We start from the raw sequence: 14,686 nt of genomic DNA on the forward strand, positions 1-14,686 counted from the left end.
CTCAGTCCGACGGCACGGACTGGCCGGGACAGTCGGCGAGGGTTTTGAGCATGGCCTCTTTTTCCGCGGAGGTGACGCTCAGTCCGTATTTGGCCTTTACTCCGATCTGTCTTGCCACGTACGCGCAGTCGTAGCTCGTGTTCGGCGGCAGCCATACGGAGGCGTCGGCGTCGCCCTTCTCCACGTTTGCCGGCCCGTCCACGGCCAGCAGATTGTACGGGTCGTTGCTGAATTCGTAACGTTTTTTCGTGTCCCACGTGTCCGCGCCGGATTTCCATGCGTTGTTGAGCGCCACGACGTGGTCGATCTGCACGGCGGCGCTGGTGGTCTGTCCGCGTTTGAATTCGATCGTCCTGCCGGTGTACGGGTCGTCGAGCGTACCCGATTCGACCTTGCATCGTTCGGCGTTCGCGTAGGTGACGTTCTTGAGGTCGCGGGCGAGCGTGTCGTTGCGCGAATCGCAGCCGTTGCCGTCGGGATCGTATTCGCGGAAGCCGAACGCGTCACGCTGATAGGTGCTCGACGGCTTGCGATCGTCGACCACGGCGAGCGTGGCCAGAGTGTCGGCCGCACTGCCGGTCGCCGTGTATTCGCCGGTGGCCTTGCCGATGGTCACGCTTACCTGCGGCAGCAGCAGTCCGGCGCTGACTCCGGCCACGATGGCCAGCACGACGAGGATCTCCAGCCGTTCGAGCGGCGACGATCCTCGGAATGCGCGTTTGCGACGTTTGGCCATGATGGTTTCGATCGCTTCGCTGGTTCGGCTGGTTCTGCGATCAGCTGTAGGAGAAGGTGCGCGGATCGTGGCCGGCACGGGTCGGGCCGTCGAGTGCGTCGATGGCCGCGTGTTCCTCGGGGGTGAGCGCGAAGTCGAACAGCGTGCCGTTCTCGATCTGACGTTCCCTGTGCACGGACTTGGGGATGATGATCGTGCCGTTCTCGATGTGCCAACGCAGGATCACCTGGGCGTGGCTGACACCATGTGCCTCGGCGATGCGGGCGATCACGCCGTCGCCGGCGTTGAGATCGGCGCCGCGGGCGATCGGCGAGTAAGCTTCCACGGCAATGCCGTGCGCCTTGCAGAACGCGGTCACCTCACGCTGCTGCCAGGTGGGGTGCAGTTCGATCTGATCGACGGCGGGCCACTCCCCCGTCTCGTCGTGCAGACGTTCCAGATGCTCGGGGAGGAAGTTGCACACGCCGAGCGTGCGCACACGGCCTTCGTCGCGCAGACGCGTGAACGCGCGCCACACGTCATTGCTACGCCAGTCGAACGGCGTGGGCCAGTGGATCATATACATGTCCACGTAGTCGGTGCGCAGCAGTCCGAGCTGACGGTCGAACGCCTTGAGCGCGGAATCGTATCCCTGTTCGGAGTCGCGCAGCTTGGTGGTGACCCACACCTGTTCGCGCTTGGTACCGTGCGCGTAGCCGCTGGCCTCCAACGCCTGTCCCACGCCGCCCTCGTTGCCGTAGCCGGCGGCGGTGTCGATGTGACGGTAGCCCACTTCGAGCGCGGATTCGACCACCGGCGCGGTGGCGTCGTCGTCGATGCGCAGCACGCCCAGGCCGATCTGCGGAATGGACGCGCCGTTGGACAGTTCAATATTGGGGATTGGTCCGAAAGCCATGAGATCTCCTTGGTTCTGCGATTGCACGGTATTGTCTTCTGCCATGATAGGCGCCACATGATGGAAGCCGGAAAAGACCTAGTCGACGTGGATGATGCGGTCGGCGATGCGCATGGCAGATTCGCGGTGGGAGACGAGCATGACCGCGGGGCCGTCCGTTGTTCCATGAGCGAGATCATCGATGGAACGCAGGATCACGGCCTCGTTGAGCGCGTCAAGACGGCTCGTCGGCTCGTCGAACAGCACCAGATCTGCACGGCGAAGGAACACGCGAGCCAGACCGATGCGCTGGCGCTCGCCTTCCGACAGTCGGTCACCCAGCTCGCCCACGGCTGTGTCGAGTCCGTTCGGCAGCGAATCGATCAGGTCGGTCACGCTGGCGCTGCGGCACGCGTCGGCCAGATCCTCGTCGTTGGCGTGCGGATCGGCAAGCAGCAGGTTTTCGCGGATCGTGCCATCGAACAGATAAGTTTCCTGCGCCAGCATGGCTTGTAACAGACGACGATGCTGCGCATCCACGGCACGCAGATCGACGCCGGACATACGAACCACTCCGGAATCCGGATCCCAGTAGCGCATGAGCAGTTTGAGCATGGTGGACTTGCCGGCGCCGGAACGGCCCTGTACGCCGAGTACGCCGGACCGCGGCACGCTCAGCGAGACGTCGTTCAGAATCGTCGGCATGACGGCGGATTCGTTGCCGGGATAGGCGAAGGTGACGTGATCGAGCGTCATGCCGGTGTAGTCCGGCACTGCGGTGCCGTGTTCCTCCACGGCCGGGGTCTCGTCCATGAGCGCGAACAGTCGACGGGCCGACGCGAACGTCTGCGTCAGATTGGCCGGCAGTGCACTCAACGCGAGCGTCGGACCGAACGAACTGGAGATCAGCGTGACCGCGACGATCGAATTCGGCACGCTGAGCGAGTCGGCGAACGCCAAAGTCAGGGCGATGGCGGCCGCGATCACGGTGAACAGTTCGACCAGCACACCGCCAAGTCCGGCGAACACGCCATTGGCACGACTGAGCCGACCACGACGATTCCACAACGCCATGGTGCGTTCGGTGATCGATGCCACGCGGCGCTCTCCCTGATTGAAACGGATGGTCTCATCCATGCCGCGCATACCGTCGAGCACGTAGTCGTCGAGTTCGGCCGACGTCTTGCGGATCTGCGCACCCAACGGGGTCACGCGTGCGGCGAACAGTCGCGGCAGCGCCACGCCGACCGTCAGATGGGCGATGACGAGCAGCAGCGCGAACCACGGGTTCAATCCAGCGAGCAGTGCGGCGAACGCGATCGACGTGACGACGGCGATGACCACCGGGGAGATGGTGTGCGCGAAGAAGATCTCAAGCAGCTCCACATCGGTGGTGATAAGCGCCACCAGATCGCCCTTGCCACGGCCGGCGAGCTTGGCCGGCGCGAGACGACGCAGCGCGCCGAACGCCTTGTCGCGGAACAGGGCAAGCAGACGGAACGCCACATTGTGGTTCATGAACTGTTCCACATAGCGCATCGCGCCACGCAGTACGGCGCAGACCGCCAGTCCGATCACGGCCGGCACGACGCCGATGCCCCATACGGGGTGTCCGGCGAGCGCGAACAGGCCGATCACGCCGAACGTGGGCAGTAGTGTGGCGGACAGATGACCGATCACACCACAGACGACGGCCGCGGCCATGAATCCGGCGAGCGGACTCGCCTCCCCCAGCAACCGCCGAATCAACGCCACCGTAGCCATCCCCGGCTCTGGCTCCCCTCTCTGAGGGGAGCTGTCGGCGCCAGCCGACTGAGGGGAGCCCCCAGGACGCCGCGCCTCCGATGTGTTTGCATGTTCTGGCTCCCCTCTCTGAGGGGAGCTGTCGGCGCCAGCCGACTGAGGGGAGCCCAGCCCAGCACCACACAACACAGTGTCACGAACACCCCGATCATCCACACAAGACGAGGAACCGCCCCCGCACTCCCCGAACTCCTCCACCGCACTCTGCACACGGAACAGTCGCGCGTACTCGCCGCCCTCGGCCATGAGCTCGTCATGCGTACCGGTCTCGACCACCGTACCGTGGTCGAACACGGCCACCCGATCGGTATCCACGGCGTTGGCCATGCGATGGGTGATCATGATGACGGTCTTGCCGGCGGATGCGAGATCGTGGATCGCATCGAGGATCAGACGCTCGCTGTCGGCGTCCACGTTGCTGGTGGCCTCGTCGAATACGGTGATGGCGGAGTCGTGCAGCAGGCCGCGTGCCAGTGCGATGCGCTGCTTCTGCCCGCCGGAGAGGTTGGATGCGCCTTCGTCGATGGGCATGTCGAGGCCGTTCGGCTGCGCGTGTACGAAGTCGGCGATGCGTGCCAGTTCGAGGGCGTGCCACAGGTCGTCGTCAGTGGCGTCAGGATCGGCCATGAGCAGATTGGCACGCAGGGTGTCATGGAACAGATGGCTGGTGGCGGAGACGATGGTCACGCCGGCGAGCAGCGAGTCCAATGAGGCGTCGCGCAGTTCCACGGTCTCGCTGCCGGAGGGGTCGTCCCCCGTAAACGTGATGGATCCCGTATACCCCGTCAGTCGTCCGGCGAGTAGTCCCGCCGCAGTGGATTTTCCGGAGCCGCTGATGCCGACGATAGCGGTGAGTTCGCCGGGGCGTGCGATGAACGACGCGTCGCGCAGGGCGTACGTATCGGTCGTATTGCTCTCGGCGGCCGTATCGGCGTAACGGAATCCGACGCCGTCGAAACGCACGGTCACGTCGGCGTCGGGCATGGCCGCACTGCCATGGTCGGGCTCTGGAGTATCAAGCAGATCGAGGATCTTGCGGCTGGACGTCATGCCGTTCATCGCCACGTGGAAGTAGGAACCGAGCTGTCGCAGCGGAATGAAGAAGTCGGCGGACAGCAGCACGATGAGCAGCACGCCGGGCAGGTTCACGCCGTACGAGACGTACTGCCAGAGCGCCACGCCGATGCCGGCCGCCGCACCGCCGTAGGCGACCAGGTCCATGACCGACAGCGAGCGCAGCTGGATCTGCAGCACCTTCATGGTCATGACGCGGAATTCCTCGGCGCGTCTGTTCATGGTGGCGTGGGCGGCCTTGTCGGCGTCGAAGTTCTTCAGGGTCTCGAGTCCCTGGAGGTCGTCGAGGAACGTGGCGCCGAGATCGGTGTATTTGCCCCAGTATTTCTTGAAGACCCGGGCGGCGCTCATGGCGACGAGTCCGACGATGAGCACGATGAGCGGCGCGCAGACGAGCAGCGTGACGGCCGCCGGCAGGTTCACCGGCAGCAGCACGACGAACAGGGTGATGGGCGCGAGCACGCTGTAGAACAGCTGGGGCAGGAACAGATCGAAGAAGGACTGCACCTGTTCCACGCCCTCGCCGGCGAGCTGCACCACGCTGGAGGTGCGCACGGTGTTGGAGTAGGACGGGCCGAGGGCGTGCATCTTGCGGATCATGTTCTGTCGCAGGGCGAGTTTGACCTTTTCCGCGGCGAGGAATCCCAGATGCGTGGCGCCGCGCGTGGCCGCGTATCGGATGGCGGCGATGACGATGAACGCGACGATGTAGGGGACGGCCTGATTCGGGGTCATGGCGATGTGGATATCGGCGAGGCCGGGTGCCGGCGCGCAACCGCCGTTCGGGGTGATCTGACAGTTCGCCGTCACCGGACGGTGCGGATCCGCGGCGTTGAGCAGATCGAACAGGAACATCACCAGCGTGATGGCGAACGCGATATTCGCCAGCAATGTGACCCAGAGCAGCGCCGCCTTGCCGGCGACGAGTCTGCCGACGCCCGGGACCACGGAAAACAGTCGTTTGTCGAACATACCTTCCCCTTTGCCTCCCCTTTTGCATATGGATATGTGATGCGTATCAGCATATTCAGCATGTGTTCTCGCAGCCTTACCACGGTAGCGTGATTCGGTCGATTAGGGAAGAGTCCGAATTCAGCTCTGCGCAGGTGTCGTCCGGTGCGCATCATGGCCGCAAGCAAGTCAGGTAGCTCTGAAAACCATATTTAAGACATCTTTAAACCGTTGAAATTTGAGGCGTGTCGCAAGTTCTACCAATATGATTTGCAAAAGTTTTTTCCATAAGCTAAAGTAAGCACCAACAACGCAGCAAGAACATCACATTGAAGGCATTGCAGCTGGACGCGATGTTCAACCTACACCCCACGATCAGCGCAACACGGTCTTTGAATCGTCGCGTAATGATCGACACATAGACCATCAGCAACGACGCGACAGGAGGTGATTCCGCCATGATGAAGTTCTTTGACGATGCAGCTCTGATGGCGGTGCAGTTCCGCCATCGCCACGAGCGCCTCGTCCGCCGTCAGACCCATATGTGATGCACTTTCCCGGCCGACGATCGCCATCGACGACGATCGCCAACGCATTCACGTCGTTTCACGTGAAACAAACAGTCTCGATCCGCACCCGATCACAAGCAAACCTGCGGATTGGACTCCGACCCCACGGTCACCCATTCACCCGATCACGGCATAGAAGCCGACGCCATCCCGCGGGCGCAAACGCGAGGAAACATACGGAAAGGCATTATCATGAAGGCTCTCGTTCTCACCGGTGTCAAGCAGTTCGAAATCCAGGACCTCCCCACCCCCGAAATCGCACCGAACGAAGTGCTCATCAACACCGCATACGCCGGCGTGTGCGGCACCGACCACGATCTGTACGCGGGCCGCCCCGGTTCCGCCGCCGCCGTTCCGCCGATCGTTCTCGGCCATGAGAACTCCGGCATCGTCGAGGCCATCGGCGCCGAAGTCACCAACGTCAAGCCCGGCGACCGCGTGGCCGTGGACCCGAACATCTACTGCGGCCAGTGCGAGTTCTGCCTCACCCAGCGTCCCGAGCTGTGCGATCACCTCAGCGCCGTCGGCGTGACCCGTGACGGAGGTCTGGCCGAGCAGTTCACCGCCCCGGCCTCCGTGGTCTACAAGCTGCCCGACAACGTCAGCCTGCGCGACGCCGCCGCCATCGAGCCCGTCTCCTGCGGCGTGCACGGACTCGACCTGCTCGATCTTCACCCCTACCAGAAGGCCCTCGTGATCGGCGACGGCTTCATGGGCCAGATCTTCGCCCAGCTGCTCCAGGCCTACGGCGTGCACCAGGTTGACCTCGCCGGCATCTTCGACGACAAGCTGCAGCGCAACAAGGAGAAGTTCGGCGTCACCGAGACGTTCAACACCACCCGCGAGCAGATCCCGGCCGACGCCTACGACGTGGTGATCGAGGCCGTGGGCCTGCCCACCACTCAGGCCCAGGCCGTGGCCGCCACCAAGAAGGGCGCTCAGGTGCTCATGTTCGGCGTAGGCCCGCAGGAGGCTCACTTCGAGATGAACACGTACGACATCTACAAGAAGCAGCTGACCATCCAGGGCTCCTTCATCAACCCGCTCACCTTCAAGGACGCCATCGCCCTCGTCTCCACCGGCAAGATGAACATCGGCGGACTGATCAGCCACGAGCTCGAGCTTGAAGAGGTGCAGGACTTCCTCGACGGCAAGATCAAGGGCGTGTCCAAGGCCGTAGTGAAGGTCGGCAAGTAAGGTTCGGGCTCGTCCCTTGGTCGCGGAGGGGAAGGGCATGCGTTTCGCGAGACACTCAAGGCCGTTCGGCCCCGCGGCTGGACAAGCCAGCCGTTAGCTTACGCTCGCGAAATGCATGCCCTTCCCCTCCGCTCAGGTTGAGCGAATACTTGGCCTCAAGGGCAACGGCGGCTGGCTTCGCCAGCGCCTTTCGGGTTTCACCTAGAAGGTCTTTGAAGCTTATTCTGGCTCCCCCTTTTAGGGGGAGCTGTCAGCCGAATGGCTGACTGAGGGGGTCAACCCTCCCATACTGCACTATCATCGAAACGATTTGTAAGCACCATCCCGCAACGAGGCGGAACACGTAAGAGAGACATCATGCTTAAGATGATTGAGAAATTCGGCATCCCGCGCACACTGCTGCTGGGATTCCTTGCCGTGGCCATCTTCATGACCGGCGACGGCTTTGAACTCACCTTCCTGTCGAAGTACATGGTCGATCAGGGCTTCACCGCCTCGCAGGCGTCCGGTCTGGTCACCGTCTACGGTCTGTTCGCAGCACTCGGCGGCTGGACCGCCGGTGTGCTCGCCGAGATGTTCGGCGCCCGTCGCGTCATGATGTTCGGCGCCTGCTGGTGGATCGGCGTGCATCTGGTCTTCCTGGGCATCGCCTTGCCCAGCGGCATCTATCCATTCATCCTCGCCGTGTACGCGGTGCGAGGCATCGGCTACCCGCTGTTCATCTACAGCTTCGTGGTGCTCATGGCCCAGTACATCACCCCCGCCCGCCTGGCAAGCGCCACCGGCTTCTTCTGGACCTGCTTCTCGCTGGGCATCGGCGTATTCGGCGCCTATCTGCCGAGCTTCATCATGCCGCACTTCGGCGAGTACAAGACCTTCTGGTTCGCCTTGCCGTTCTCGATCGTCGGCACGATCATGTGCTTCTTCTGCGTACCGAAGAACAAGGTGACCAAGGGCGAGGGTCTGAGCCGCAAGGAGCAGCTCAAGGAGCTCACCGACGGCGCCACCATCCTGTTCACCAACCGCAAGATCGCCATCTGCGCCATCATCCGCATCATCAACAACCTGCTTCTGTACGGATTCCCGGTCATCATGCCGCTGTATCTGTGCACCACGAAGTACGGCGGCATCAACATCTTCAAGACCGAGGAATGGATGCGCATCTGGGGCTTCGTGTTCGTCGTCACGCTGATCTTCAACACCTTCTGGGGCTGGTTCATGGACCGCTTCGGCTGGGTCTGGCCGATGCGCTGGTTCGGCTGCGGCGTGCTCGCCGTGGGCTCCGTGCTCTTCTACTACATGCCGCGCTGGTTCGGACCGAACACGCTGATGATGATCATCGCCTCGATCGTGGTGGGCATCGGCACCTGCGCGTTCTCCTGCCTGCCGACCATCATGACGCTTGAGGCTCCCGACAAGCAGGGCGCAGCGCTCTCCGCCTACAATCTGGCCGCCGGCCTCACCACGTTCGTCGGCCCCGGCATCGCCACGCTGCTGCTGCCGACCATCGGCATCGAAGGCATCTGCTGGACGTACGCCGCACTGTACGTGGTGGCGTTCCTGCTCACCCTCACCCTGCATCCGAAGCAGCCCGGCTTCGACGACAAGGGCCATCGCATCCCCGGCGCCAAGACTCTGGGCGACGCGCTCATGGAGGAACAGGAGCAGGAGGAACAGGAGGCCGAGGCGAAGCAGGACATCGCCCTCGTGGCCAACTCCCCCGCCGTCAAGCCCATGACCGCCGCCGCTCAGGCCTGATCTCATCCCGGGACAAAGCGCAAAAAAGTACCACTATTCGATAATCTCCGCGGCTTTGCGACGACACATCGCCGGCCGCGGACCAATACGCTGATATCAACCAATATCAATCCAATGCGAAGGAGCATCGTCATGACCGATTCCAAGCCAATGACCGCATTCACCACCGACTTCCAGCACTCCGGCATGCCCGCCAAGGATCTGGATGAGACCATCAAGTTCTACACCGAAAAGCTCGGCTTCGAGTTGGCCGGTCTGTTCCACAACGGCGAGAACCGCTGCGCGTTCCTGCGCTACGGCCACCTGACCATCGAAACCTGGGAAGGCGACCCGGCCCCGATGGAAACCGGCGCCATCAACCACTGGGCGTTCGATACCCCGGACATCGAGGCCGCGTTCGCCAACGCCAAGAAGCTCGGTCTACGGTTCAAGGACACGGAAATTCAGTCCATCCCCTCGTTCTGGGATAACGGCATCCGCTTCTTCAACGTCTACGGACCGAACAACGAAACCATCGAATTCTGCCAGATCGTGTGAAATCGGCAGCCGGCATGTTGCCGTGCTGAATAATGGCCAAGAATAATGGCACGGAGTATGAATCGTCATCGATCATGCTCCGTGCCATTTTTGGGTTCCGATTCACTCTTTTTCGGCACCCTCGAAAGAGTGAATCACATATCTCTTTATACGACCGGCTACCGCCCTGAGTGCGTCTTGCGGTAGCGGGAGGGCGTCATGCCGGTTTCGGCGAGAAAGCGACGGTTGAAGTTGGAGGCATTGGCGTATCCGCTCAGCCGTTGAATCCGGGCGATGGGCATGGTCGTGGTGGTCAGGAGACGGCAGGCACGTCCGATCCGCAGACGGCAGACGAAATCGGAAAATCCGATGCCGGCCACGGTTTTGAAGAACCGGGAGAACGTCGACGTACTCATCGATGCGGCACGGGCCGCCTGTTCCAGACTGGCGTCGTCAAGATTCGACGAAATGTAGGCGATCGCCGAATTGATGGCAGTCTCCGCACCAACGGCGGTGTCGGGATTATAGTCCGGCGTGACCACGGTACGGGATTCCTCGGCCGACGCCTGATCGAATATCGACAGCAGGGAGATCAGGTCGGCGACCCTTCTCGCCGGAATATGCTCTCCCATGGAGACAAGCAGTTCACCGGCAGCGGCCGCCGCCTCGCCGGAAAGCACGATGGCCTGCTGCGAGCGCCGCAATACCCGTTCCAGTCCCGCAGTTTCGGGAAAGATGGAGAACAGCCGGCGTATGGTCTGCGGCCGTACGTGGCATAGCACGTCGCGATTCGGCAGTCGTTCGCCGGGGATGGTGTCGGACAGCCAGTTGTGGGGCAGGTTCGGTCCGACCATCGCCACATGACCGGGCTCGAACGGCGTGAGTCCGTCACCGGCCATGAACTGGCCGCTGCCTTCGCGTATGAGATGGATTTCGATTTGCGGATGGTAATGCCATTTGGCGAGTGAATTCGGGTATCCGTGGCAGGACCAGCGAATTGCGGCATCGTCTTCGGGCACAATGACTTCGAGGGAGCCCGAGCCGGGATGATGGGCGTTGCGGGGGCTGTCTGCCGGACGTGCGCTCATCCAGACCTCCTTTGGTCCGAAGCCGGCACGACGGATGGATGGTCATGGTGCCGGGTGGTCATGGTGCCGAACGGAAATCGTCGTATATGCGCCATAATAGACGAGCTCCCGCCCGGCATAGTGCCGAAGCGGGAGCGGAATGGCGTCGCGAGATGCCGTCAGTCGCGGTCGACGGTGATCTGCAGCTTGATGTCGCCGGGGCGGCCCTCGTCCATGCGGTCGAAGGCGGCCTTGGCGTCCTTCATTGCGAACGTGTCGGTGATGAACGGCTTGAGGTTGAGCTTGCCGCTGGCGACCAAGTCGATGGCCTTCTGATACACGTTGGCGTAGCGGAAGACGTTTTCGATGCGCACTTCGGTGGCCTGCAGTTCGGTGATGTCGATGGACACCGGGTTGACGGGGATGCCGACGAGTACCGCGCAGCCGCCGGGGGCGATGAGCTTCCAGAAGGTCTCGAACGCCTTCGGTGCGCCGGAGCATTCGAACGCCACGTCGGCGCCCCAGCCGGCGGTTTCCTCGCGGACTCGCTCGACGAGGTCCTCCTTGGTGAGGTCGACGGGGATGATGCCGGGAATCTGGCCGATGATGCCGAGCTTGACGGCGGAAACGTCGGAAATGATCACCTTGGATGCGCCGCCAGCGAGCGCTGCGGAGGCGGTGAGCATTCCCACGGTGCCGGAGCCGGTGACGACGCACACGTCGCCGGGCTTGATGCGGGCCTTGGTGGCGGCCCACATGCCCACGGCGGTGGGTTCGAGCAGGGCGCCTTCGCCGAAGCTCATGTTGTCGGGCAGGTGGTAGGTGAAGGCGGCCGGGTGGATGACCTCTTCGCACAGGCAGCCGTCGATCGGCGGGGTGGCGAAGAAGCGGACGGCGGGGTCGACGTTGTACATGCCGAGGCGGCTGGCGCGGGAGGACATGTCGGGGATGCCGGGTTCGAGGGCCACGCGGTCGCCGGGCTTGAAGTCGGTGACGCCGGGGCCGACCTCGAGCACGGTGCCGGCTGCTTCGTGGCCAAGGATCATCGGCTGTTCGACCACGTACTTGCCGACGCGTCCGTGAGTGTAGTAGTGCAGGTCGGAGCCGCAGACGCCTACGGTGTGGGGTGCGATGCGCAGCTCGCCGGGGCCGGGGGCCTGGACGTCCGGCACCTCGCGCACGTTGATGACGCCCTGCTTCTCGAGAACTACTGCCTTCATGGTGATACTCCTTTGTTGTGGTTTGTTGGTTTGTTGGTTTGTTGGTGATCAGGCCGCCGTGGGGACGACCAAGGATACTGTGGAGGGATTGGCCGCGGAGACGGCGTCTCGATGCGTCGTCTGGCCTTGTTCGGACCGCTCTTGCTCTTCGACGAGTGCGTCGCCCAGGGTCTTGGCTCCGGGGATGCGATGTCCCTTCTCGTCGAATCCGGGCTGCTTCGGCCGAATCCACACGGAGATGAGCGAACCGCCGAGGTAGCAGATTGCGTACGCCCAGCACACGCCGGCGAATCCGACGGTTTCCAGCAGGATCGTGGCGATGAACGGTCCGCAGAACGTGGTCAGTCCGGAGGCGAGGTTGTGGGCCGAAACCGCCGCGCCCTTGTGCTCGGGTTCCAGGGCGGGGAACACGGCGCCCATCGGCACGAATGCGGAGATGCCCAGGCCGAGCACCACGGCGCACGCGTACATGACCGGCAGGTTGTGGCCGAAGAACTGCGGGGCGTAGTACATGGCGAGCGTGCCGGCTGCGGAAAGCCAGCAGCCCCACCAGCGCATCTGTCGCATCCATCCGAAGCGGTCGCCCATGAGTCCCCAGAACACGTTGCCGAACACGGTGACGACGAACAGTAGTCCCCAGATAGTGGACCATTCGGTGACCCTGAACCATGCACCGCCGCCGTTGTTGTGCGTGGCGAGGTACAGCGGCATGATGACGGGGAATCCGTACAGCGTGAGGTTGCAAATCACGCGCAGCACCGCGGCGAGCGCAATCTGACGGTTCTGTCCGAGGATGGTCACGCCGTGGGAGAGCTCGCGCAGCTTGTCGGACGTGCTCATGGCGTCGAGGTTCGCATTGGAGGTCTTCGGCACGAAGAACAGGCAGATGAGCATACCGGCGAGCGAGAACGGCAGCGAAACCCACAGCGAATAGTATTCGCCGATCACCGGGGTAATGAACGCCGGCAAGTAGGCGCCGAATACGCCGATGCCGAACGAGTACGCCGTCCAGAACCAGCCCATCGCCGAAGCAAGCTTGCCGGGATCCACGGTCTGCGCCAGCAGCACCACGAACGAGTAGATGAACAGCGGATAGCCCATGCCTCGCAGCGCATACACCAGCAGCATCAGCGGATACATGTGGCTGGGCAGTGCCACGCCGATGAACACCAGATGCAGTCCGATCCACGAAACGGCACCGATGAGCATGATGCGCTTGGCGCCGAACAGTTCGGCCAGCACGCCCGACGCCCATCCGGCTAACGCCGCCACCAGTCCGTACATGGTGAACAGCATCGATGCCTGGGCTGGGCTGAATCCCTGATCGACCACATATTTCGAAAGGAACGTCAGTTCGAATCCATCACCCGTCATGAATACGCCGATCGCCAGGAATCCTGGCAACAGCCTTCGCATCAGCCCCTGCGCCATGCTCGTCTCCTTACCGTGGAACTTCGTTGTCATCCGCCCGTCTTTGAAGCGTTAATACAAGTTTCGTTCCGAAAAACCCCGGTTTTATGGCTGAATACGGTAAAGAATTGATACTTTTTTGCAGCGTAATCGACGACGTTACGTCAGGGCGATCATCGCCTCAGATAACGCCACCTCCCCTTTCCCCCGTTCACTCTTTTCGCCCATCCCAAAAAGAGTGAATCGCAAACCCTACCGTATGACCAGATACAGGAGCAACGCCACGACGATAACGACCAGTCCGAGGGCGATCACCGTCACCAGGCCGGCGCGAATGCCGAACAGGTGTCCGCGTTTCGGTTCGCGCGGATCGACGGCCCGCCCGCTTTCCAGCAGTGCGGAGAAGGAGCCGAACGCCACCAGCAACGATCCCATGAGCAGTAGCACCATGAGGGCACGAGTGGGGAACTCAAGCCCGTCGCCCAACTGGATCGACGCGATGACGAACGAGATGATGCCGGCGAAGAAGCCGATGAATTCGAGCATGTCGATGCGCTCGTTGTCGAACCGCCGACCGAGTTCGTCCATCTTGTCATCGAGTTCACGGGCACGGTCCCTCTGCGCGGACTGGGCGTCGTCGATGACCGACGACAGCGAGCGCATGTTCGACAGCATGTTGCACGTGTTGCGCGCGTCGAAGATCTCGTTCATCTCGGTCACGTACGTGCTGGCCTTGATGGTGTTGCCACCGGATTCGATCCACGTGTTGTATCGGGAATTCTCCAGATCGACCGCACGGGAATATTCGCTCTGCGCCTCGGAATACCGGCCGAGACAGGCAAGGATACGCCCGTAGCTCACGTGGAAGATCGGATGCCACCCTTCACGCGGACGCTTGTCGAACATCGTCAGCAATTCGTTGAGGGACTCTTCGTCGTTGTCCTCCGGCATCTGTCGTCCCGTGGAGATGAGTTCGCGTTCCACACGGTCGAGGATCTGTTCGGTGTAGGTGTTCAGGAATCCGATATGGTCGGGAGCGATGTCCAACGCCTTGCGCGCGGCCGCTTCCGCACGCCGTTCGTCGCCGCCGTACAGGTAGAACATGGACAGCGCGTACTGGTACAGGGAGAATCCGCCGAGGCAGACATTCAGCAGCGGAACGAACCGTTCCCAGTATCGTTGCCGTCGTTCGGCGTCGAATTCGCAGCGGTGGAACCATTCGAAGGCGATGAAGAACGCCGGCAGCAACGCCGGATCGTTCTTGTGGCGGGCGCTGACGTCGAGTACGGAATCGCTGATATCGATGGCGTCGGCGCGGTCGAACATCTCATGCTCAATCACGTCCTCCCGCAGATATCGTTCAAAATCGGGATCGTCCGGCGAAATGCCGACAAGATGATCGTAGATGCCGCGCAGTCGTTCGATGATATCGTCGGATACTGGAAATTCGGAGCCGGCAAGTTCCTTCAACAGCATGTCGGCACCGGAAAAGGAATCGGTCATCGTCGGAA

10 protein-coding genes are annotated in these 14,686 nt (G+C 62.3%); 3 read left to right on the top strand and 7 right to left on the bottom strand.

Annotated features, from left to right (window positions below):
• Nucleotide 1: 1 nt before the first annotated feature.
• From D2E23_RS05265 to D2E23_RS05275, 3 genes are all read right to left on the bottom strand, one after another.
• Nucleotides 2–736, bottom strand: a complete 735-nt coding sequence (locus D2E23_RS05265) for an HNH endonuclease family protein (protein ID WP_126029935.1) — start codon at nt 734–736, stop codon at nt 2–4.
• A gap of 40 nt (nt 737–776) precedes the next feature.
• The gene (locus D2E23_RS05270) at nt 777–1,631 is read right to left on the bottom strand and encodes an aldo/keto reductase (RefSeq protein WP_126029936.1); all 855 of its coding nucleotides are present in this window, start codon (nt 1,629–1,631) and stop codon (nt 777–779) included.
• Nucleotides 1,632–1,709: 78 nt separating this feature from the next.
• Nucleotides 1,710–5,459, bottom strand: coding sequence for a thiol reductant ABC exporter subunit CydD/CydC (locus tag D2E23_RS05275; protein WP_126029937.1), 3,750 nt, complete (start codon nt 5,457–5,459; stop codon nt 1,710–1,712).
• Between the two features lie 740 nt (nt 5,460–6,199).
• Here D2E23_RS05275 and D2E23_RS05280 point away from each other — a divergent pair.
• The 3 genes from D2E23_RS05280 to D2E23_RS05290 all read left to right on the top strand — a co-directional run bounded on the left by D2E23_RS05280 (nt 6,200) and on the right by D2E23_RS05290 (nt 9,499).
• The gene (locus D2E23_RS05280) at nt 6,200–7,204 is read left to right on the top strand and encodes a zinc-dependent alcohol dehydrogenase family protein (protein WP_126029938.1); all 1,005 of its coding nucleotides are present in this window, start codon (nt 6,200–6,202) and stop codon (nt 7,202–7,204) included.
• A gap of 357 nt (nt 7,205–7,561) precedes the next feature.
• Nucleotides 7,562–8,962 carry an MFS transporter gene (locus tag D2E23_RS05285; protein WP_126029939.1) on the top strand — a complete coding sequence of 467 codons (1,401 nt, stop codon included), beginning with the start codon at nt 7,562–7,564 and terminating at the stop codon, nt 8,960–8,962.
• 132 nt (nt 8,963–9,094) lie between these two features.
• The gene (locus tag D2E23_RS05290; protein WP_240541630.1) at nt 9,095–9,499 is read left to right on the top strand and encodes a VOC family protein; all 405 of its coding nucleotides are present in this window, start codon (nt 9,095–9,097) and stop codon (nt 9,497–9,499) included.
• A gap of 158 nt (nt 9,500–9,657) precedes the next feature.
• Here D2E23_RS05290 and D2E23_RS05295 read toward each other — a convergent pair whose 3' ends face one another.
• The 4 genes from D2E23_RS05295 to D2E23_RS05310 form a co-directional block, all read right to left on the bottom strand.
• On the bottom strand, nt 9,658–10,566 hold the full coding sequence (locus D2E23_RS05295; RefSeq protein ID WP_126029940.1) for a helix-turn-helix domain-containing protein: 909 nt from the start codon (nt 10,564–10,566) through the stop codon (nt 9,658–9,660).
• A 158-nt stretch (nt 10,567–10,724) separates the two neighbouring features.
• On the bottom strand, nt 10,725–11,765 hold the full coding sequence (locus D2E23_RS05300) for an NAD(P)-dependent alcohol dehydrogenase (RefSeq protein ID WP_126029941.1): 1,041 nt from the start codon (nt 11,763–11,765) through the stop codon (nt 10,725–10,727).
• A gap of 48 nt (nt 11,766–11,813) precedes the next feature.
• A complete protein-coding gene (locus D2E23_RS05305; protein WP_126029942.1) occupies nt 11,814–13,196 on the bottom strand; it encodes an MFS transporter in 1,383 nt (460 codons plus the stop codon).
• A 231-nt stretch (nt 13,197–13,427) separates the two neighbouring features.
• Nucleotides 13,428–14,678, bottom strand: coding sequence for a hypothetical protein (locus D2E23_RS05310; RefSeq protein ID WP_126029943.1), 1,251 nt, complete (start codon nt 14,676–14,678; stop codon nt 13,428–13,430).
• Nucleotides 14,679–14,686: the final 8 nt, after the last annotated feature.

It is taken from the genome of Bifidobacterium callimiconis (assembly GCF_003952005.1).
Lineage (GTDB): Bacteria > Actinomycetota > Actinomycetes > Actinomycetales > Bifidobacteriaceae > Galliscardovia > Galliscardovia callimiconis.

Bases quoted from the DNA above. Each gene is read 5' to 3' on its own strand.
- D2E23_RS05265 (WP_126029935.1), bottom strand. From the start codon at position 736: ATGGCCAAACGTCGCAAACGCGCATTCCGAGGATCGTCGCCGCTCGAA.
- D2E23_RS05270 (WP_126029936.1), bottom strand. From the start codon at position 1,631: ATGGCTTTCGGACCAATCCCCAATATTGAACTGTCCAACGGCGCGTCC.
- D2E23_RS05275 (WP_126029937.1), bottom strand. From the start codon at position 5,459: ATGTTCGACAAACGACTGTTTTCCGTGGTCCCGGGCGTCGGCAGACTC.
- D2E23_RS05280 (WP_126029938.1), top strand. From the start codon at position 6,200: ATGAAGGCTCTCGTTCTCACCGGTGTCAAGCAGTTCGAAATCCAGGAC.
- D2E23_RS05285 (WP_126029939.1), top strand. From the start codon at position 7,562: ATGCTTAAGATGATTGAGAAATTCGGCATCCCGCGCACACTGCTGCTG.
- D2E23_RS05290 (WP_240541630.1), top strand. From the start codon at position 9,095: ATGACCGATTCCAAGCCAATGACCGCATTCACCACCGACTTCCAGCAC.
- D2E23_RS05295 (WP_126029940.1), bottom strand. From the start codon at position 10,566: ATGAGCGCACGTCCGGCAGACAGCCCCCGCAACGCCCATCATCCCGGC.
- D2E23_RS05300 (WP_126029941.1), bottom strand. From the start codon at position 11,765: ATGAAGGCAGTAGTTCTCGAGAAGCAGGGCGTCATCAACGTGCGCGAG.
- D2E23_RS05305 (WP_126029942.1), bottom strand. From the start codon at position 13,196: ATGGCGCAGGGGCTGATGCGAAGGCTGTTGCCAGGATTCCTGGCGATC.
- D2E23_RS05310 (WP_126029943.1), bottom strand. From the start codon at position 14,678: ATGACCGATTCCTTTTCCGGTGCCGACATGCTGTTGAAGGAACTTGCC.